Annotated in this window: 18 protein-coding genes; 5 read left to right on the top strand and 13 right to left on the bottom strand. The window is 62.6% G+C overall.

Annotation, left to right across the window (positions count from 1 at the left end; translation table 11 throughout):
* Positions 1-48: 48 nt before the first annotated feature.
* Positions 49-246, bottom strand: coding sequence for a hypothetical protein (locus RAS12_RS11195; protein ID WP_306948285.1), 198 nt, complete (start codon positions 244-246; stop codon positions 49-51).
* Entirely contained in the window at positions 243-1,418 is a 1,176-nt protein-coding gene (locus RAS12_RS11190) for a PepSY-associated TM helix domain-containing protein (protein WP_306948282.1), read from the bottom strand. The genes RAS12_RS11195 and RAS12_RS11190 overlap by 4 nt, the downstream gene beginning before the upstream one ends.
* A 241-nt stretch (positions 1,419-1,659) precedes the next feature.
* Here RAS12_RS11190 and RAS12_RS11185 point away from each other — a divergent pair, with 241 nt between their 5' ends.
* Positions 1,660-2,376: a metallophosphoesterase gene (locus tag RAS12_RS11185; protein WP_306948280.1), complete on the top strand. Its 717-nt coding sequence runs from the start codon at positions 1,660-1,662 to the stop codon at positions 2,374-2,376.
* 80 nt (positions 2,377-2,456) lie between these two features.
* Here RAS12_RS11185 and RAS12_RS11180 read toward each other — a convergent pair whose 3' ends face one another.
* Together RAS12_RS11180 and RAS12_RS11175 are read right to left on the bottom strand one after the other, a co-directional pair.
* Positions 2,457-5,051, bottom strand: a complete 2,595-nt coding sequence (locus RAS12_RS11180; protein ID WP_306948277.1) for a penicillin-binding protein 1A — start codon at positions 5,049-5,051, stop codon at positions 2,457-2,459.
* A gap of 240 nt (positions 5,052-5,291) precedes the next feature.
* Positions 5,292-6,110, bottom strand: coding sequence for an AraC family transcriptional regulator (locus RAS12_RS11175; RefSeq protein WP_306948275.1), 819 nt, complete (start codon positions 6,108-6,110; stop codon positions 5,292-5,294).
* A 164-nt stretch (positions 6,111-6,274) separates the two neighbouring features.
* Between RAS12_RS11175 and RAS12_RS11170 the strand changes: the two genes are divergently transcribed.
* Both RAS12_RS11170 and RAS12_RS11165 read left to right on the top strand, forming a co-directional pair.
* The gene (locus RAS12_RS11170) at positions 6,275-7,534 is read left to right on the top strand and encodes an MFS transporter (protein WP_306948274.1); all 1,260 of its coding nucleotides are present in this window, start codon (positions 6,275-6,277) and stop codon (positions 7,532-7,534) included.
* 298 nt (positions 7,535-7,832) lie between these two features.
* Positions 7,833-9,077: a GGDEF domain-containing protein gene (locus RAS12_RS11165; protein WP_306948272.1), complete on the top strand. Its 1,245-nt coding sequence runs from the start codon at positions 7,833-7,835 to the stop codon at positions 9,075-9,077.
* Here the strand turns inward: RAS12_RS11165 and RAS12_RS11160 are convergent.
* The gene (locus RAS12_RS11160) at positions 9,067-10,974 is read right to left on the bottom strand and encodes a S9 family peptidase (RefSeq protein WP_306948270.1); all 1,908 of its coding nucleotides are present in this window, start codon (positions 10,972-10,974) and stop codon (positions 9,067-9,069) included. The two genes, RAS12_RS11165 and RAS12_RS11160, sit on opposite strands and share 11 nt — an antisense overlap.
* Positions 10,975-11,207: 233 nt before the next feature.
* Between RAS12_RS11160 and RAS12_RS11155 the strand changes: the two genes are divergently transcribed.
* Entirely contained in the window at positions 11,208-11,663 is a 456-nt protein-coding gene (locus RAS12_RS11155) for a BPTD_2524 family lipoprotein (RefSeq protein ID WP_306948268.1), read from the top strand.
* Positions 11,664-11,702: 39 nt separating this feature from the next.
* Here the strand turns inward: RAS12_RS11155 and RAS12_RS11150 are convergent, their stop codons facing one another.
* Complete coding sequence (locus RAS12_RS11150) at positions 11,703-12,119, bottom strand: PaaI family thioesterase (RefSeq protein ID WP_306948266.1); 417 nt, start codon at positions 12,117-12,119, stop codon at positions 11,703-11,705.
* 104 nt (positions 12,120-12,223) lie between these two features.
* Between RAS12_RS11150 and dinB the strand changes: the two genes are divergently transcribed.
* Positions 12,224-13,306 carry a DNA polymerase IV gene (dinB, locus tag RAS12_RS11145; RefSeq protein ID WP_306948264.1) on the top strand — a complete coding sequence of 361 codons (1,083 nt, stop codon included), beginning with the start codon at positions 12,224-12,226 and terminating at the stop codon, positions 13,304-13,306.
* A 73-nt stretch (positions 13,307-13,379) separates the two neighbouring features.
* Here the strand turns inward: dinB and RAS12_RS11140 are convergent, their stop codons facing one another.
* The 7 genes from RAS12_RS11140 to RAS12_RS11110 form a co-directional block, all read right to left on the bottom strand.
* A complete protein-coding gene (locus RAS12_RS11140) occupies positions 13,380-13,841 on the bottom strand; it encodes a GatB/YqeY domain-containing protein (protein ID WP_306948262.1) in 462 nt (153 codons plus the stop codon).
* A 64-nt stretch (positions 13,842-13,905) separates the two neighbouring features.
* Positions 13,906-14,346: an excinuclease gene (locus tag RAS12_RS11135; protein WP_306948261.1), complete on the bottom strand. Its 441-nt coding sequence runs from the start codon at positions 14,344-14,346 to the stop codon at positions 13,906-13,908.
* A 53-nt stretch (positions 14,347-14,399) separates the two neighbouring features.
* Positions 14,400-15,626, bottom strand: a complete 1,227-nt coding sequence (locus RAS12_RS11130; protein WP_306948259.1) for a beta-ketoacyl-ACP synthase — start codon at positions 15,624-15,626, stop codon at positions 14,400-14,402.
* Positions 15,626-16,357: a 3-oxoacyl-ACP reductase FabG gene (gene fabG, locus RAS12_RS11125; RefSeq protein WP_306948257.1), complete on the bottom strand. Its 732-nt coding sequence runs from the start codon at positions 16,355-16,357 to the stop codon at positions 15,626-15,628. Before fabG ends, RAS12_RS11130 begins: the two co-directional genes overlap by 1 nt.
* Complete coding sequence (locus tag RAS12_RS11120) at positions 16,354-16,815, bottom strand: hotdog family protein (RefSeq protein ID WP_306948255.1); 462 nt, start codon at positions 16,813-16,815, stop codon at positions 16,354-16,356. Before RAS12_RS11120 ends, fabG begins: the two co-directional genes overlap by 4 nt.
* Positions 16,812-18,011 (bottom strand): beta-ketoacyl-ACP synthase, encoded by a 1,200-nt coding sequence (locus RAS12_RS11115; RefSeq protein WP_306948253.1) that lies wholly within the window; start codon positions 18,009-18,011, stop codon positions 16,812-16,814. The genes RAS12_RS11120 and RAS12_RS11115 overlap by 4 nt, the downstream gene beginning before the upstream one ends.
* Positions 18,008-18,562, bottom strand: coding sequence for a DUF3261 domain-containing protein (locus tag RAS12_RS11110; RefSeq protein ID WP_306948251.1), 555 nt, complete (start codon positions 18,560-18,562; stop codon positions 18,008-18,010). The genes RAS12_RS11115 and RAS12_RS11110 overlap by 4 nt, the downstream gene beginning before the upstream one ends.
* Positions 18,563-18,566 lie beyond the last annotated feature (4 nt).

Genomic DNA, 18,566 nt, shown 5'->3' with positions numbered 1-18,566 from the left:
GTACGACAGCAGGGCCAGGACAGGAGCTGCGGGGCTCCTGTGCCGGACTTAGTGCTTTAGCGGGAAAACCCAGTAGCGCGCGATGACCACGAGCAGAATGGTCAGCGTGATCCACGAGGCCCAGTGCCACGCGCCCGTGCCAAGGAGCGCGGCCAACAGGCCGAACACGCTCAGTACGCCCAGCAATAGGGGCACGCCCCAGACAAACATGAAACCACGGCCGCCTTTACGGGTGTGCGTGCTCATGCGGGGCTCCTTTGCGTGGCGGCGGCGGCTTGGTGTTTCTTCACGAGCTCGTTGATACGGGCCTCGGTGGCACGGCGCCGCGCTACCCACAGATAGAGTCCGCTAACCAGAACCACGATGGTGATCAGGTCCAGCAACGCCCAGATGATTTTCAGGGGCAGGCCAGCGTAGTCGCCAAAGTGCAGGGGACGCGAGACTTCCAGCGCGGTCAGATACCAGGGCATTTTGGCTACGGTGGTCAGTTCGCCGGTCTTGCCGTCCACCAGCACGGGGGTATTCAGCTTGGAGGTCAGGGGCGTGTCACCACGCATCCAGGCGATGTAATGGTGCGGGCTGCCGAAAGCGTTGCCGGGGAAGGCGATGAACGACACTTCATTGCCGGGCAGTGCTTTTTTGGCGGTGTCTGCGGCAACTTGGGCAGACGCCAGTTCGGTCGGTACGGTTTGATTCTTATAGGGTTCAAGAATGCGTACCAGCTCGGTGGACTGCCACAGGCGGAACAGCGGAGTCGACAGCTCGTTGATGACACCGGTGAAGCCAACTACAAAAGCCCATACCAGCGTGACGATGCCCAGCAGGTTATGCAGGTCCAGCCATTTCAGACGGGTTGAGCGCGTGGCGCGCACGGTGCCAAATTCCAGCTTTTTCATGAAGGGGCCGTAGAGCACCACGCCCGACACAATCGCGACACAGAACAACAGGCCCATGAAACCCAGGAACAGTTCGCCCGGCAACCCGGCGAACAGGTCCACATGCAGCGCCAGCATGATGCCCATGAACGAAAACTTGTCTTCGGTGTACAGAGGGCCATCAAGCAGCACGTCGCCCGTGCGGCCGTCCATGCGCACGGCGTGGCCCGATACCTGGCCGTCGCCGGGCTTCTTGGCCATGCCCACAAAGACCTGGGGTTCATCGGGGTCGAAGAACAGATAGTCGATGACCTCGCCGGGATACATGGACTTGGCGTGGTCGACAAGCTTATCCAGGTTGGCGCGCGGCGTGTCAGCCGGCACTGCCGACAAGGGCTTGCCGTCATCCAGCCAGTGTTCGATCTCGTGATGGAACACCAGCGGCAAACCGGTAAGACAGATGATGAGCAGGAATATGGTGCAAACCAGGCTGGTCCATTTATGGATCCAGTACCAGGTTTTAATGGTGGACGCGGCAGTCATGGCGACGGCAGGGGGCGGCGTGCGCGGCCCCCTTTAAGGTATCTGTGAGGAAAGTCGGAACATTATCACGAATAATAGCGATTCTCGTACAGCAATTTTTGACCCCTTTACCCAGGGGGGCGCCAGGGTGGCGTCAGCGAAAGCGGGTTACAAAGAGGGGTCAGCAATCTATAGGTACGACGATCCATCGCCCGTTTACAGGGACGGATTAATCCGCCCGGGCAGATAGTCGCGATTCATCATGGAGCAGCGTTTTCTCAGAGTCCCTCGCAACGAGCTTGGCCGCGATTTCGCGGTGGGCGATGTGCATGGGCACTTTTCCCGCTTGCAGGAAAGCCTGGACCGGCTGGGTTTTGACCCCGCCCGGGACCGCTTGTTCTCGGTGGGAGACCTGGTTGACCGGGGCCCGGAAAGCGAAGCCACGCTGGACTGGCTGGCCCGGCCGTGGTTCTTTGCGGTGCAGGGCAACCATGAGGACTATGCGATCCGCCACGTTCGCACTGGGCAAGTGGACGTGGTGAATTGGCGCGGCTACGGCGGCGGCTGGTTCCTGGATTTGCCCTCTGATCGTCAGAAAGTCTTTGCTGAAGCGTTTGCGCAACTGCCTATTGCGATCGAAGTCGAAACCGTAGATGGGGCAGTGGGGTTGTTGCACGCCGATTGTCCAGTGCTGTTCTGGCCGCGCCTGGAAGCTGCCCTTCAGGACCGCTATAAACGCACCAGCGCCGCCTGTCAGTGGTCGCGGGACCGCTTACGGGAAATGAATCGCACGGGCATTCAAGGCGTGCGTGCCGTGGTTGCGGGGCACACTCCGGTTGCTGCACCCCTGGCGCTGGGCAACGTCTATCACATCGATACCCAGGGCTGGAAGTCCGGCTACTTCACGTTTCTGGACCTGGAGTCCTTGCAGGCTTGGCCCTGCGAGGTCGTGACCGAGCTGGCGGCGGCAGAAGAATAGGGTTGCGGCCTGGCGGGTTTAGAAGGCAGATGCAAAACGGGCGCCAAGGAGGCGCCCGTTTACGTTTGCGTCCCGCTTTTTTAAAGGGGCCGGGCCGCTACCGAGCCAGCACCGGTGACGGCGCTGGCGCGGGCGCCGCCGTCGCCATCGGCCTGCGCTGCGGCGGGCGGGTTGCCACCGGCCGGCGCGTTGTCAGCGCGGGGTACGGGTATCGGCTGCAAGGGCGCCTGAACTGCGCTGTTCGGCGCTTGTGCCGCACCGTTGACGGGGGGCAAGGGCTTGACCGAGGTGTCCACGCCGTCAGTGTTGCGGTTGTTGTTCAGGAAGTCGGTCAGGGCATCGCCGGACGAGAGGTCCAATGAAGCCACCGACTGGCCCGGCGGGAATTCCGAGAAATAGTATTCGCCGTTATCCACCAGCAGGCCGTCGGGACGCGGCACCGGCTTGGTTTCGGGCACGCCCTTCAATACCGGCTGCATGTAGTCCAGCCAGGTCGACAAGGCCAGGCCGCTGCCGAATTCATTAGTGCCCAGGGACTTGGGCTGGTCAAAGCCCATCCAGACGGTCGTGGCCAGATTGGGCGTAAAACCCGAGAACCACACGTCCACGGCCTCGTTGGTTGTGCCGGTCTTGCCGCCGATGTCGTTGCGCTTTAAGACCTGATGCGCGCGGGCAGCGGTGCCGCTGACCGTGACGCCGCGCAGAATGTCGTCCATGACCCAGGCGGTGCGCGGGTCAATGGCGCGCGCGGCCTCGTCACCGGCAACGACCGGTTGCGCCTGCATCAGCACCTTGCCAGAGCGGTCGGTCACGTGGTCCACCAGATAAGGCGTGACGCGATACCCGCCGTTGGCAAATACGCTGTAGCCGTTGACGACCTGCAAGGGGGTCGCGCCGCCCGCGCCTAGCGCCAGCGGCAGCACGGCGGGCCAGCGAGACTTATCGAAGCCGAAGCGGGTCAGGTAGTCTTGCGCGTACTGCGGCGAAATGGCTTGCAGAATGCGGATCGACACCATGTTCTTCGAGCGCATCAGACCTTGGCGCAAGGTCAGCATGGGCTCGTATTTGTTGCCGTCGTTCTTCGGCTGCCAATCCTTGGACCCGGTCTGGGCCGCGGTCAGCATAAAGGGCTGGTCCGAGATCTGGGTGGCTGGCGTCAAGCCGCGTTCCAACGCCGCTGCGTACACGAAGGGCTTGATGTTTGAACCGGGCTGGCGCCACGCTTGGGTGACGCGGTTGAACGTGCCGCGGTTGTAGTCAAAGCCGCCGATCATGGCGCGGATGGCGCCGTCTTGCGGCACCATGGATACCAGCGCGGCTTGCAGCGCCGGCATGTTGATGATTTCCCAGTTGTCGCTGCTCTTGTCGCCGGTCTTGTGGATATAAACGACCGAACCGCGGCGGATGCGCTGGCTGTCGCTGGCTTTGGGATTCAGGGCGCGGGCCACGACACCCAGCGCCTTTTTGTCAGAGATGGTGATGATGTCCCGCGCGCTGCGCGCCACCTTGACCTCGGTGGGGCTGGCCGACAATACGACGGCGGCCAGCAAGTCTTCGCTATCTGGTGTCTTTTCCTGCACGCCATCAAGGATGTCGTCCAGCGCAGCCGGGTCATCTTCGACGCCGTCGGGCAGGTCGATCTGGTCTTCCGGGCCTGGGTAAACGGCGCGGCGCGTGTAGTCCATGACGCCATCGCGCACGGCGCGGTAAGCGGCGTCCTGAGCTTTGGAGTCGATCGTGGTGTAGACGTCGATGCCCTTGGAATAGGTTTCTTCCTGGAATACGCCGTACATCAACTGGCGCGCCAGTTCAGCCGGGTAATCGCCATGCACCGCAAAACCGCGTGCGCTGGTGCCGTCGGCGCCGCGTATGGTCAGGCGTTGCTTGAGGGCTTCGTCTGCCTGCTCCGGCGTGAGATAACCCAGCGTCTTCATGCGGCCCAGCACATAGTGCTGGCGGATTTCTGCGCGCGGATAGTTGGTGATGGGATTGAAGCGCGACGGCGCCTTGGGGATGCCAGCCAGCATGGCGGCTTCGGCTGGTGTCACTTCCGACAACGGTTTGCCCAGATAGGTGCGCGACGCTGCGGAGAAACCATAGGCGCGGTGGCCCAGGTAGATCTGGTTCATGTAGAGCTCAAGAATCTGATCCTTCGAGAGCTCGGATTCAATCTTGAACGTCAGCAGCAGTTCGTAGAACTTGCGGGAATAGGTCTTTTCCGACGACAGATAGAAGTTGCGGGCGACCTGCATGGTGATTGTGCTGCCGCCTTGGGATTTTGATCCCTTGACGACGTTGGTCAGCACCGCGCGCGCAACGCCCATCCAATCCACGCCGCCATGGCTGTAGAAGCGGTCGTCTTCGGCGGCCAGCACGGCCTGGCGCATGACGGGCGGGATTTCGTCAAAGCGCAGCACGTTGCGGTGTTCTTCACCGTATTCGCCGATCAGCACTTTGTCTGCCGTGTAGATGCGCAGCGGCACCCGTGGCCGGTAGTCTGTCATGGCGTGCAGATCGGGCAGGCTGGGCCAGGCGAGCGCAAGGGCGAGCCCGAGCAGCACGGCTCCGCACACGCCGGCGCCGGCCACGGCGACGCCCGCTTTGACCAGGAGTCGTTTCCAGGGGATGCCCGATTTGCCGCCCGGGGTGGCGGAGGATTGCTGGGGGGTGCTCATTGCAGGCGATTCTAGGACAGAACGCTATAGACCGGCCATGACGCAATAAGGTTTCAGTAACCAAAATTACGGCAGGCGGGTGGAGGGCGAATTGCCACGTAAATATAGGGACAGGGTCTAGCATACGCGGGGTGCGGCTTTCATGCGCACGCGCACACCGCGCGCGCGATGAACTGCGGTGTGAACTGTATTGCGCGCCGTGACAAACAGCAAGGCCAGTTGCAGCCTTCAATCTGCGATTCAGCCGTTGTTCAGCGAGTTGGCGGCTTGCAGGTAGCGCTGCGGAGGCGCGCCGAGCGCGCGATGGAACATGGCGGAAAATGCGCTGGGGCTGCGATACCCCAAATCGGCGGCTATCCGCGCCACGGGCACGCCCAACGATAGACGGCACACGGCATCGGCCAAGCGTACTTGTTGCACCCACTGCCGGTAGTTCAGCCCGAGTTCTGCCTGAAACAGCCGGATCAACGTACGTGCACTGGCGCCGACCTCGCTGCCCCAATCTTCAATGCCTCGCTGAAGACCGGGCTGGTCCAGGATGGCCATGCAGATGGTTTGCAAGCGGCGGTCCCGTGGCCAGGGTATCTGGATGGGCACGACGCGGGCGGCGGCCAATTCGGACAAGACCAGCGCGGCAACCTGTTCGACCCGTCCGCCCAGCGGGTAGTCGATGGGTTCTGCCGTCAGCGCCAGGATCAGTTCGCGCAGCAGGCCGCTGACTTCCACCACTTGGCACTGCGGCCAATAATTTGCTGCGGCATCGGCCTGAATGTAGAGCGAGCGCATCGATACGGCGCCCACCATGTCTACGCCATGCGGCACCCCGGCAGGCACCCATAAGGCGCGCAGCGGCGGCAGTGCCCAGAACCCGCTGGGGGTGGTGACGCGCATGACGCCTTCAACGGCGTAGATTAATTGCGCGCGGGGATGGGAGTGGGCGCCGGTTTGTGCGCCCGCGGGGAAGTCCTTGGCCATGGCCGTGACGGCGCGGGGGCGGTCCTGGTAGTCCTGGGCGTTGATGCTCCGGCCAGGATCGGGCAAAGGCAGGCGGGCGGGCATGGTGTCACTTCCGGCAAACGGATGAGGTGGAGCGTCAAAGCGCATTAAGCATATTTTGTCACTTAGGCGACGAAAATTGGCAGATCGATCTGGCTCTGGATTTTTACACTATCTGCTGATCCCGGTCATTGGCCGGCAGGCTCAATCCCCTATGTGTGCACGCTATGAATTCCGCCCAAAATCCTGTCGCCGGTATTTCTGATCCCAATATTGCCGCACCGTCTGCGGCGGCCAGCCCGGCTCCGGCTGACTCTTCCACCGCATTCAAAGTGCTGGGCGCGATTAGCGTGGCGCATCTGATGAACGACATGATCCAGTCGATCCTGTTGGCCATCTATCCCATGCTGAAGGATTCATTCAGTCTGTCATTCGCGCAGATCGGCCTGATCACTTTGGCCTATCAATTGGCGGCATCATTGCTGCAACCCTTCATCGGCTTCTATACCGATCGCAACCCCAAGCCCTATTCATTGCCGGTGGGGATGGGGTTCACGTTGGTGGGCCTGTTGCTGCTATCGGTGGCGCCGTCATTCGGCTGGCTGCTGGTGGCTGCCGTGCTGGTGGGCACGGGGTCATCGGTGTTTCATCCGGAATCGTCACGGGTGGCGCGCATGGCTTCGGGCGGGCGGCATGGTTTGGCGCAATCGCTGTTTCAGGTGGGCGGCAATGTCGGGTCAGCGCTGGGGCCGCTGTTAGCCGCGCTTTTCATCATTCCGCATGGCCAGGGCAGCGTGGCGTGGTTTTCGCTGGCGGCGTTGTTTGGCATGGTGGTGCTGACGGGGATTGGCCGCTGGTATAGCGCCAACCGCGTCCGGCTCAAGCCGCGCGTGCGCCGTGACGCGGCTGGCAACGGCTTGTCGCGCAATCAGGTGCTGGGCGCGTTGGCGGTGCTGGGCGTGCTGGTGTTTTCCAAATACTTCTACCTGGCCAGTCTGAACAGTTACTTCACCTTTTATCTGATCGACAAGTTTGCCCTGTCAATGCGCGAGGCGCAGTTGTACTTGTTCTTGTTCCTGGCTGCCGTGGCGGTGGGCACAGTAGTGGGCGGCCCTGTCGGTGACCGCATCGGCCGCAAGATCGTGATCTGGGTGTCTATCTTGGGCGTGGCGCCGTTCACGCTGTTGTTGCCCTACGCCAACCTGTTCTGGACGGGAGCGCTGGTGGTGATTATCGGCATGGTGCTGGCGTCGGCGTTTTCGGCCATCGTGGTCTACGCGCAGGAACTGGTGCCGGGGAAGGTAGGCATGATCGCCGGCTTGTTTTTCGGCTTTGCCTTTGGCATGGGCGGCGTGGGGGCCGCGGCACTGGGCAAGCTGGCGGACGCCACCAGCATTGGGTATGTCTATCAGGTGTGCGCCTATCTGCCGCTGTTGGGGGTGGTGGCTATTCTGTTGCCGAGTACCCGGAAGACGAAGAGTGCCTAGCAGGTGCGCGTAAGCGGCCAGGGCAACTGTCAATTACTGCAAAGGAGCGTCTTGGGAGACTAGGCTTGGCGTATCCTTCGTTGCATACCGTGCAACCGTCTTTGCACGGGTAGTAAAGGTTCAGGACGAACAGCCATGTGGCAGCGGAAATCGCCATACATGGGGCTCGTCCATTTGTCATTTTGGTAACAAAAAGCATCAAAATGCTGGCGTGTTACACGTCCTCCAACTACGAACCCAGTGCAACAGCAGTTCCAAGTGAAGGCGAACGCCCAAAAGGCGGGAGCCGGAAAAACTCATGACGACTTCTTTGTTCTTCCTGATGTGGGGGCTGGCCACGGCGCTTGCGCTGCCGTTGCTGCTGCCGTTGCGCACTCGCGGTGTGGGCGGCATTCAGGCCTTTACGGTAGCCAATGCCCTGGCAGCGTTTTCCATGCTGTCCTATGCATCAGCCGAGATCGTTCCACCCGGTCTGTACGTGATGCTGTCCAATGCCACGTGGGTCTGCGCAGTCAGCCTGGTGTATGTCGGCGTGCGCCAGTTCTTCGGATTGCGTCCGCACATCGCGCGCACCCTGGGTATCAGCGGGATTTGTATCGCCGCCTTTGCATGGATGCTGTATGTCCAGGGCAACCTGGTTGGCCGAATGGTGCTGTTTTCCGTTTTTACCTGCGTGGTCATGTTGGCAACGGGGCGGCTGATGTATCGGCATCGCAAGCGTATCCATACGCGTGGCGTGATGCTCTATGTGATGCTTGCTGTTTTCGGCCTGGCAGCCTTGCATGCGTTGCGCGTCGTGGTCTATGGCTTTGGCTGGGAAGCGCCCGTATCCATGTTGCAACTGTCGCGCTGGGGGCTCGTCTTTATCGTCTGCGGGTCGGTCGCAGTGCCAGCGTTGTTCCTGGCCTTGCTGTTGCTGATCCAGACCAGCTTGTCCGAACAGATGCAGGCTGCGTTGACTTTCGATAGCCTGACGCATGCGTATTCGCGGCGCAGCATCCTGGACGAACTGGATCACGAGTTGCACCGCTGCGATCGCGGCGGCGGCAAATTTGCGGTCCTGGTGCTGGACATCGACCACTTCAAGTCCATCAACGACCGCTATGGCCACGCGGCGGGAGACACCGCCCTGCGGCACTATGCGCAGGTAGTGCAAAACGCGGTGCGCGGCAGTGACCGGTTCGGCCGCATGGGCGGCGAAGAGTTTGTGCTGCTGATGTATGACTGTGATCCCGCGCGCGCGCTGGTGCAGGCCCAACGCGTGTGCGATGCCTTGCGGGATACGCCCCTGTACTTGCAGGGAGTGGAAGTGCCGATGACGACCAGCGGCGGCGTGGCGACCTACCAGATGGGCGATAGCGCCGATGTCATTTTGGCGCGTGCTGATGTGGCCTTGTATCGGGCCAAGGAGCAAGGCCGCGACCGAGTGGAAATGGCTTGGAACGGGCGCGGCGCAGGCCGCACCCAGGTGGGCGGCCTGGCCGGTGGCGCGGCGGCCAATGCGCCGGTCGCCACCTGTGAAACGTCGGAAACTACGGCTTGAGGTGTTCCGTCAGGAACTTTTCCATAGCTTCGTAGAATTCAAACTTGTTCTCGTCGTTGTGGAAACCATGGCCTTCGTTGTCTTTGACCATGTATTCCACCTCGACGCCGCGGGCCTTGAGCGCCTGCACCATTTGGTCGCTCTCGTCCTTGTTGACGCGGGGGTCCTTGGCGCCTTGAGCCACGAATAGCGGCGTCTTGATCTTGTCCGCATGCAGCGCGGGCGAGGTGGCCGCCAGCCGTTCCTTGTCGCGCTCGGGGTGACCCACCATGTCCTGCATCTTGTCCAGCATGGGTTTCCAATACGGCGGAATGGATTTCATGAACGTGAACAGGTTCGACACGCCCACGTAGTCCACCGCCGCCGCATACAGGTCAGGCGTAAAGGTCACGCCCGCCAGCGTGGCATAGCCGCCGTAGCTGGCGCCGTAGATGCCAATGCGCTTGGGATCGGCAATGCCTTGCTTGATCAGCCATTGCACGCCGTCGGTGATGTCGTCTTGCATCTTCAGGCCCCATTGGCCGAAGCTGGCTTCCCAGAACGCGCGGCCGTAGCCGGTTGATCCGCGGAAGTTCATCTGCAATACGCAAAAACCGCGGTTGGCCAGGAACTGCGTTTCCGGGTTGTAGCCCCAGCCGTCGCGTGCCCAGGGGCCGCCGTGGGGATTCACGATGCAAGGCAGATTCTTCGGATCGCGGCCAGCGGGCAGCGTCAGGTAGCCGTGTATGGTCAGTCCGTCGCGGCTTTGGTACGTGATGGGACGCACATGGGACATATCCGCTTCAGGAATGGCCGGATTGATGTCGGCCAGCTTGGTCAGCGTGTCGGTCGTGGCGTCGTAGATGTAGCGCGAGCCGGGCGTGCGGTCGTTATAGGCGGCGACGATAAATTTGTTTTCGTCGCGGTTGGTGCCTTGCAGCGCTACGTCGTAGCCCGGGAGCTTGTCCGACAGCTTTTTGTACAGGGCTTCGGATTGCGCGTCGAAGAATTTGTACTGCGGCTTGTCGGTCTGATAGGCGGCTACCGTCAGCACGCGGCGTTTACGCGAATAGCCGGCTCCGTCCAGGTCCACCGTGTCCGGGGTGAAGATCTCTTGTTCGGTATCGGGCGTGGCCGGGTCGATAACCACGAGCGACAGCTTGTCGCGGCCGCGGTTGCTCAACGCATAGATCTTCTTGTCGTCGAATGTGAAGAAAGACGGGCTGACGCTGGTGCGGTAGTCAGTCGTGATCAGCGGCCGGAATTCCGATGCCTCGTCGTCGCGATAGAGCAGGGTGGTGTTCAGGCCGTCGCTGGTGACAGCGGCGCGCACCTTGCCGGCGTGGTCGGTTTGCCAGCCGACAATATTGCCGGGATTTTGCGCCACCAGCACCGCTGCGCCCGTGTGGACGTTGACGCGGTACACGTCAAAGACTTCAGGATTGCGCTGGTTATGGCTGATCAGGACGTGGTCGGGATCATCTTCCAGATCGTCCTCTATGCTGGCGCGTGCGCCTTCATAGGGGGTCAGGTCGGTCGTCTTGCCGGTCTTGGCGTTAACCGCCAGCACGTGGAAGTTCTCGTCGCCGCCAAAGTCTTTCTGGAAGAGCACGACGTCGCCGCCCTTCCAGAAGTAGTTGCTGATATCGCGCGCGGTTTCGTGGGTGATCTGGCGCGGTTCGCCCACCAGTTTGCTGCCTTCCAGCGGCTGCACATAAATGTTCATGCGGGCCGGGTTGCCGTCCACGCTGGTGGGTTGCATGAAGGCGAGCGTTTGGCCGTCTTCGGCCAGGCGGAAAAAACCGCGCTCTGGATTGCGGAAAAAATCCTTCAGGGGGTAGGCGCGGGGCGGCGGTTGCGTGGCGCAGGCGCCTAGCGTGGTGCCGATAATGCCAGCGGCCAGAATGGTGCGCGTCATGAATGCAAACAAGGAAGACCTCCGTGATTTCAATGCCTTAGGTGTTTTTGGCATTGGTGCGGAATGCGGCGCGGACCGTCTCAGGCAGGCGGGCGGTCCGGCGGGCACGTGCCGGCGTCAGCCGCCGGCGGCTCGTCGATAATGCCATAGTCGCGCGCGCAGTGTCGAACCGGCACCACTTATGCCGCCGGACGGTTTGCGGGATAATCGCGGCAATTCATCTGGAGAATTACATGTACAGGAATCTGGTCGCGGCATCCGCGCTGGCGCTGGGTCTGGCAGGCTGCTCGTTGGGCATCTCGCCGGGCAGTTCGTCGCCGCACAGCGAGTTCAAGGCGCCGGTCGCCTTCAAGGACGCCTACGCCACGGTGATCCGGCAGTCGAACAACTGCCTGCGCAGCACCGACAATGCCTACCGCGTGATCGCTGATCTGAACGAAAGCGCGCAGTCTGGCGTGGTGCGGGTGCTGGCGCCTTACACGGACAACGAGATGTCGCGCGTTGACCTGAAAGCGGCGGGCCCAAAGTCCACCGATGTGCGCATTGTGATGTGGGGCAAGGGCACCTGGGATGCGGCTGCAATGCAGGCGATGCAGGACGCTATCTACTACAGCATTACTTCGTGCAGCACCTATATGCCGCTGGACCCGCGTCCCGTCGTCAAGCCCTCGCGCGACTTGCCAAACTAGGCCAGGCGCGCAAGGCGGTGCTGCCGTCGATGGCAGGAATCAATCGCCGCCGGGACGGCGGCGGATGATCTTGAACGTGGCGGTGGCGCGCGCCACCAGTTCGCCATCGGCGCGGCGGATATCGCCTTCACAGAAGGCGATGGATGCGCCGCGGCGCAGGCAGCGCGCTTCGATGACCAGATCGCCCGTGCCCGGCGACAGGAACGTCGTGTTCATGTCGATGGTGGCCATGCCTTCGGTGGCGTCGGCCGAACCGCGGGCTGCGGCGCTAAGCGTGAAGTCCAGCACGCTCATGAGCGTGCCGCCGTGAATGTCGCCGCGGCTGTTGGTCAAGTCCTGCCGCCAGGGCAGCGTTGTGCGGGCAAAGGCTGGCGCGATGCTTTCTGGCACCAGGCCGATGAAGCTCATGAAGGGAATCGTCAGGCCGAAATAGTCGGTTTGTGCGGGTGCGGTCATAAAACGGTGATGGGCGGTATTGGAAGGCGGGTTAGCCGGTCATAATATATTTTTTTGCAGTGGCCGCCAGCGCGTAGCGGGGCGAACCACTTGTCGTCAGCGGAATGTCTCAACTTTTGCGCAAGATCGTGCACGTGGACATGGATGCGTTCTACGCGTCCGTGGAGCAGCGCGACAACCCTGATCTGCGTGGCAAGCCGGTGGTCGTGGCGTGGACCGGCCCGCGTTCGGTCGTGTGCGCGGCGTCTTACGAGGCCCGGCGTTTTGGCATTCACTCGGCCATGTCCGCCATCCGCGCGGAGCGCCTTTGTCCGCAGGCCATTTACGTGCCCCCGGATTTCAACCGGTACCGCGAGGTCTCGCGCCAGATTCGTCAAATTTTTGCCCGTCACACGGATTTGATTGAGCCGCTGTCGCTGGACGAGGCCTATCTGGATGTCACCACCAATAAGTGCGGGCTGCCTTCGGCTACCGAGGTGGCTCAGGTTATCCGGCACCAGATCCGCGAGGAAACCGGGCTGACAGCGTCCGCAGGCATTGCCCCGAACAAGTTCTTGGCCAAAATTGCGTCAGACTGGAACAAGCCCGACGGCCAATATGTGATCCGGCCCGCCAAAGTGCTGGAATTCCTGCAACCCTTACCGGTGCGCAAAGTGCCCGGGGTGGGCAAAGTCACGCAAGCGCGCCTGGAACAACTGGGCATCCAAACCGTAGGCGACCTGGCTACACATAGCGCCCAGGAACTTGAACACTATTTTGGCCGCTATGGCCGGCGGCTGTACGAGTTAGCGCGCGGCATCGATGAGCGTGACGTGCAGACGGATCAGCCCTTGCAGCAGGTGTCTGCGGAAACCACGTTTTCGGAAGATATCCGGCTGGATGCGCTGGGGGACGCCATCGACCGCATGGCGGACAAGGTGTGGGATCAGGCGTTAAAGAAAGGCGCGCTGGGGCGCACGGTGGTGCTTAAGCTGAAGACTGATCGGTTTCGCATCCTGACGCGCAGCCAGACCAGCCCGAATCCACCGGTGTCGGCTGCGGAGTTGGCAGCAGTGGCCAGATTGCTGTGCGAACGCGTGGAATTGCCGCCGGATACGCTGTATCGGCTGGCGGGGGTGGGGATGAGCAATTTTGCCGACCCCGAGGAGCAGTCGCGCCAACCTGATCTTTTCGGCGGTGCGTTCTGATCCGTTCCGGACGGCGTTGACAAGACTACCGCCCAGGCAATGACTGCCTGGGCAGGCGGAGCGCCAACTGGCGTTAAGCCAGACGAGCCTTTACTTGCTGCGACAGCGCGGTCATGTCGGCGCGGCCAGCCAGGGCTTGCTTCAGCAAGGCCATGACCTTGCCCATGGCGGGTGCGCCCGTCACGCCTTGCGCGGCGACTTCGGCCAGCGCGGCATCAATGGCGGCTGCCACTTCTTCAGCCGTGGCGGCTTGCGGCAGGAATTCCTGCAACACGACCAATTCGGCCTTTTCCTGTTCTGCCGTTTCCGTGCGGCCGGCCTGTTCAAACGCGGCGATGGACTCGCGGCGTTGCTTGACCTGCTTTTCGATGATGGCGGTGATCTCGGCGTCGTTCAGGTCGCGGCGTTCATCCACTTCCTTTTGCTTGACGGCAGCCAGCAGGAAACGCAGCGTGGTCAGGCGCGCAGCGGCCTTGGCGCGCATCGCATCCTTGACGGAATCAGAGAGGCGGGTCTTGAGCGTAGCAGTGCTCATGGGTAAACCTTTGTGTGGTGTTGCGGCAAACAGGAAGTGTAAACCGGGCTGACCGGTATGGCGTTTACTTCACCCGGGCCAGATCGCCGCGCAGGGCAACGCCAGCGACCGTGGCGCCAGCATGGCATTCGTAGTCGGTCTTGCTGGTGGAAACGTTCTTGCGATAGTAGCTGACGATGTTGGTCACGGCATTCGCGTTCGCTTTCTTGGCGGCTTCGTGCAGCGAGATTACGGCGGACTGGGCCACCCACAGGCAAGCGTCTTCATCTTTCTTGGCGAACGCGTTGGTCTTGCGGTTGGTCACCACGCCTTCTTCCAGCACCTGGCCCTTGGGACCCGTGCCGGCGAGGTAGAACTTCACGCTGCCGTCGATCTTGCCCGCAGCCAGCGCGGCGTCGATAGCCGGTTGCAGGGGCAAAAACACGGTGCGATCCGCGGCCAGCGCTTGCGCCGAGCAAGCGAGCGACAGGGAAAGCGCTCCGAACAGCTTGTAGGTGATCTTCATGACGTGCGTTCCAAGGATGAAAGATTGCAAAGCGCTGGCCGCCCGATTCCGGGTCAGGGCCAGCGGCGAAAAATAAGGGACGTGTTAATTCCGCCAAAGGCGAAATTGTTGTTCATGACGTACTCATTGCTCATGCGCCGTCCGTCGCCTTGCAGGTAATCCAATTCGCCGCAGCGCGGATCGACATTGCGCAGGTTGAGCGTGGGGGCGTACCAATCGCGGTTGAGCATTTCGATGCTGAACCACGATTCCAGTACGCCGCAGGCGCCCAGCGTGTGGCCCAGGTAGCTCTTTTGTGAGCTGATAGGCATGCGGCTGCCGAACAGGCTATGCGTTGCCTGTGTTTCAGCGATGTCGCCCTGTTCCGTCGCCGTGCCATGGCCATTGACGTAGCCGATGGCCTCGGGCGGCAGGGATGCGTCGGTCAGTGCCATTTCCATCGCGATGCGCATCGTGGTGGCTTCCGGGCGGGTGATGTGGGTGCCATCCGAGTTGCTGCCGAAGCCCACGATTTCTGCGTGGATGCGCGCGCCTCGGGCCACTGCATGGTCCAGGGACTCCAGCACCAGCATGCCGCCGCCTTCGCCAATTACCAGCCCATCGCGGTCGCGGTCATAAGGCCGTGGCGTAAGTTCCGGTGTGTCGTTTTGCTGGCTGGTGGCGTAGAGCGCATCGAACACCAGCGCTTCGCTGGCGCACAATTCTTCCGAACCGCCGGCCAGCATCATGGCCTGACGGCCATAACGGATCGCCTCGTAGGCGTAGCCTATGCCTTGGCTTCCCGAGGTGCAGGCGCTGGAGGTCGGAATGATGCGGCCCTTCAGTTCAAAGAAGATGCCGACGTTGGCTGCTGTCGTGTGCGGCATCATGCGGACGTAGGAGTTGGCGTTGAGGTCTTCCGTCACGCCATTGAGCAGCATGTTGCCGAATGCCCGGATTTCCGCGGTACTGCCAACTGACGATCCGCAGGCCACGCCCATGCGTCCGTCGGTAATGCTGGCGTCCCCCAACAACCCGGCGTCTGTCAGCGCCAGTTCTGCTGCGCGCACCGACAACTGCGATACACGCCCCATGCTGCGTAGCTGCTTGCGGGTCCAGTGAGCTGGCACCTTGAAATCAGCCACGGGGCCGGCCAGGCGTGTGTTCAGTTCGGGGTAGCGCGACCAGTCCGGCATGTAGCGGATGGCGCTTTGCCCTGATTGAAATGCCTGCTGGACGCTGGCCCAATCGGACCCCAGGGCACTGATGCCGGCCATGCCGGTAATGACAACGCGGTTCATCAGCACAGTCCTCCGTTGACAGCGATCACCTGCCGCGTGATATAGGCGGCGCCCGGCGACATCAGGAACACCACCGTGGCGGCTACCTCTTCCGGTCGGCCCATACGTTGGGCTGGCACCGCTTTCAGAATTTCTTCGACGGGCACATGCTCATCGATCATGTCGGTATCGATCAGGCCCGGCGCCACGCAGTTCACGGTGATGTGGCGTTTGGCGAGTTCCACGGCCAGCGCCTTGGCGGCGCCAATCAAGCCAGCTTTGGACGCGCTGTAGTTGACCTGACCGCGATTGCCCACCAGGCCCGAGACCGATGCCATGCAGACCACGCGGCCCGCTGCGCGGCGGCGGATCATGGGCATGGCCAGCGGGCTGAGCACGTTGTAGAAGCCGTCTAGATTGGTACGCAGGACTTGATCCCAGTCGTCGCCCGTCAGCGCGGGGAAAGCGCCGTCACGGGTCAAGCCAGCATTCAGCACCACGCCGTAATAGGCGCCATGTGCGTCGATGTCCGCTTGCAGCGTTGCGGCGCATTGTGCACGATCTGCCACGTCGAATTGCAGAATGCGGGCCTGACGGCCCAGGGCCTGGATCTCGGCTTGCACCGATTCGGCTTGTTCGCGTTGCTGGCGGCAGTGCAGCACCAGGTCGTGGCCTGCATCGGCCAGGGCCAGCGCAATGGCGCGGCCGATGCCGCGGCTTGAGCCGGTTACGAGGATGGGGGCAGCGCTCATTGAGGGGATTCTTCCTGGATAAAAGCGGTAGGGTCCTTGGGCTGATAGACGTTCAGCCTGGCCTGTGCAAGCAGACGTGTCGCGTCGCGCAATTCGCATTCGAAGACGCTCATGCCGCTGGCGTCGATCAAGCCGCGTTCAACACGGATAGTCAGTACGGTTCCGACGGGTAGCGTATCGGCGTGGCATTCATACCGGCGCGTACCCAGAAGGAAGCCCAGCTTGACCTCTTCGCCGCCCAAGCGCGCATGGCAGCCCGCCCAAGCGCCGACGGCTTGTGCCATGAATTCCATGCCCAGCCAGGGCGGCAGCGTATCGTCGGGCAGCGAATAGGGGCCTGGCCGGACTACGGCGCGGGCGGTAAGGCTGTCAGCGTCATAACCGCAGACTTCGTCGATCAGAATCATGTTGCCGGCGTGCGGCAACAGGCTGGAAATGGGCCAGGGGCAGGCATTCATCGTGGGGTTCCCAGGATCAGGCTGGCGTTGTTGCCGCCGAAGGCGAAGGAGTTGCTCATGGCAATGCGCGGCCGGCCCTGCGCGTAGCGGTGCCCGGCTGCGCTGAAGTCCAGAGCGGGCAGAGCGGGGTCTGGCTGGCCGTCCCAAACGTGGGGAGGCAAGTGTCCGCCGGCATTGCTTTCGGACAGCGTGATCCACGCCAGCGCGGCTTCCATTGCGCCCGCAGCGCCCAGCGTGTGGCCGGTCAGCGCCTTGGTGGACGCGCACGGCACGCCTTGCGGAAATACGGCATCCATGGCCAGGCTTTCCATCGCATCGTTGTGCTGCGTGCCGGTACCGTGCAGATTGACCCAGCCGATGGCTGCTGCGTCCACATCCGCAGAGGCCAAGGCGGCCAGCATGGCCTGACGCGCGCCAGCGCCAGTGGGCTCCGGCGCTGACATATGCCATGCGTCGGAGCTGGCGCCACCGCCCAACAGCGCCACCGCCTGCGCGTCAGCGGCCTCGCGTTCCATCAGGAACAGCACGCCGGCCTCGCCGATATTGATGCCGCGGCGGTTGACCGAAAATGGCAGACAGCGCGTATCGTCCACGGCTTCCAATGTGGCAAAACCATTGATGGTCAGGCGGCATAGGGTGTCCGCGCCGCCGCAGATCACGGCGTCGCACAGGCCTGATGCGAGCAGTCTGCGCGCCGACAGCAGCGCGCGCGCGCTGGAGGTGCAGGCGGTCGACAGCGTATAAGCAGGACCGGTTACGCGCAGGTAGTCAGCCAGGAATGATGCAGGCGAAGACAGAACCTGGCGCCGGTAGTCGTAACCGTCCGGCCAAGCGCCTTGGGCTGCGAGCTGGCGGAAGGCGGGGGCGTTGTCGTTCACGCCGGACGTGCTGGTGCCAAGGACCACGGCGATGCGGTGAGGGCCATGGCGGGCAATGGCGCGTTGAATTTGATTTTCGATCTGCGCCGCGCAGGCCAGCAGCAATTGGTTGTTGCGGCTGTGATGGTGCGCGGGCAGGTCATCGCCAATGGGCGGCAGCTCGCCCGCATAGCTGCCCAGCGTCAAAGCGCGGCCGTCAACCCAGCCCGTCTGCGCGCGCATGCCGCCTGTGTCGCCGGCAAAGGCGGCCCGAGCGGCGGCATCGGTCCCGGCGCCAAGCGCGCAGACGATACCGGGCGTGCCCAGCCAACTGATCATGGTTGTTCCCTCAGCGGTTCGATCTGCCACGTGACGCCATCGGTATTGGTAATGGAAAAGACGTCTGGCTGCGACGCCTGCGTCCAGCGCACAGTCCAACGTGCTGCGCCGCGGTCCTGCAAGGTGCGTTCGGCGCCTGCGCCGATGGCGCGGCTGCGCCAAGCGCCCGCACCGTATGCGGCATCCAGATCCTGTTCGGGCGTCCACGCAAAAATGAGCGCGGCGAACAGGTTGCGCGCCTGTCCGTTGGGACGCAGGAAGCCGTCATTGCGCCATTGCCCGTGTTCCAGCATCTGCCGCGCTTGCGGCACGCCCATCGGGTCAAACAATGACCAGCGCAGGGCCGCGCCTTCGCGTTGCACGACCAGCAGCGTGTCCTGCTGCGGTTGGCCTGCCGCCGACTGCACCACGTGCAACTGGCGCGGCACCGTAAAGCGGGCATCGCGAGCGGGCACTGGGGGCGCGCCAGCGCACCCAGCCAACAGGGCAAGCGTCAGTGCGGCGGCCGTGGCGCGGCACGCGGACAGAAAGGGCAGGGAAGCGGACATCATGGCA

This window comes from Achromobacter seleniivolatilans, assembly GCF_030864005.1.
Lineage (GTDB): Bacteria > Pseudomonadota > Gammaproteobacteria > Burkholderiales > Burkholderiaceae_B > Achromobacter > Achromobacter seleniivolatilans.
The sequence above is the reverse complement of the archived record's forward strand: the minus strand, read 5'-3'. Positions and strand labels throughout refer to the sequence as shown.

Excerpts from the sequence above, each read along its gene's own strand:
- RAS12_RS11190 (WP_306948282.1), bottom strand. The coding sequence starts at position 1,418 with ATGACTGCCGCGTCCACCATTAAAACCTGGTACTGGATCCATAAATGG.
- RAS12_RS11130 (WP_306948259.1), bottom strand. The coding sequence starts at position 15,626 with ATGAACCGCGTTGTCATTACCGGCATGGCCGGCATCAGTGCCCTGGGG.
- RAS12_RS11195 (WP_306948285.1), bottom strand. The coding sequence starts at position 246 with ATGAGCACGCACACCCGTAAAGGCGGCCGTGGTTTCATGTTTGTCTGG.
- fabG (WP_306948257.1), bottom strand. The coding sequence starts at position 16,357 with ATGAGCGCTGCCCCCATCCTCGTAACCGGCTCAAGCCGCGGCATCGGC.
- RAS12_RS11165 (WP_306948272.1), top strand. The coding sequence starts at position 7,833 with ATGACGACTTCTTTGTTCTTCCTGATGTGGGGGCTGGCCACGGCGCTT.
- RAS12_RS11110 (WP_306948251.1), bottom strand. The coding sequence starts at position 18,562 with ATGATGTCCGCTTCCCTGCCCTTTCTGTCCGCGTGCCGCGCCACGGCC.
- RAS12_RS11115 (WP_306948253.1), bottom strand. The coding sequence starts at position 18,011 with ATGATCAGTTGGCTGGGCACGCCCGGTATCGTCTGCGCGCTTGGCGCC.
- RAS12_RS11180 (WP_306948277.1), bottom strand. The coding sequence starts at position 5,051 with ATGAGCACCCCCCAGCAATCCTCCGCCACCCCGGGCGGCAAATCGGGC.
- RAS12_RS11160 (WP_306948270.1), bottom strand. The coding sequence starts at position 10,974 with ATGACGCGCACCATTCTGGCCGCTGGCATTATCGGCACCACGCTAGGC.
- RAS12_RS11185 (WP_306948280.1), top strand. The coding sequence starts at position 1,660 with ATGGAGCAGCGTTTTCTCAGAGTCCCTCGCAACGAGCTTGGCCGCGAT.
- RAS12_RS11135 (WP_306948261.1), bottom strand. The coding sequence starts at position 14,346 with ATGAAGATCACCTACAAGCTGTTCGGAGCGCTTTCCCTGTCGCTCGCT.
- RAS12_RS11155 (WP_306948268.1), top strand. The coding sequence starts at position 11,208 with ATGTACAGGAATCTGGTCGCGGCATCCGCGCTGGCGCTGGGTCTGGCA.
- RAS12_RS11175 (WP_306948275.1), bottom strand. The coding sequence starts at position 6,110 with ATGCCCGCCCGCCTGCCTTTGCCCGATCCTGGCCGGAGCATCAACGCC.
- RAS12_RS11150 (WP_306948266.1), bottom strand. The coding sequence starts at position 12,119 with ATGACCGCACCCGCACAAACCGACTATTTCGGCCTGACGATTCCCTTC.
- RAS12_RS11140 (WP_306948262.1), bottom strand. The coding sequence starts at position 13,841 with ATGAGCACTGCTACGCTCAAGACCCGCCTCTCTGATTCCGTCAAGGAT.
- RAS12_RS11120 (WP_306948255.1), bottom strand. The coding sequence starts at position 16,815 with ATGAATGCCTGCCCCTGGCCCATTTCCAGCCTGTTGCCGCACGCCGGC.
- RAS12_RS11170 (WP_306948274.1), top strand. The coding sequence starts at position 6,275 with ATGAATTCCGCCCAAAATCCTGTCGCCGGTATTTCTGATCCCAATATT.
- dinB (WP_306948264.1), top strand. The coding sequence starts at position 12,224 with ATGTCTCAACTTTTGCGCAAGATCGTGCACGTGGACATGGATGCGTTC.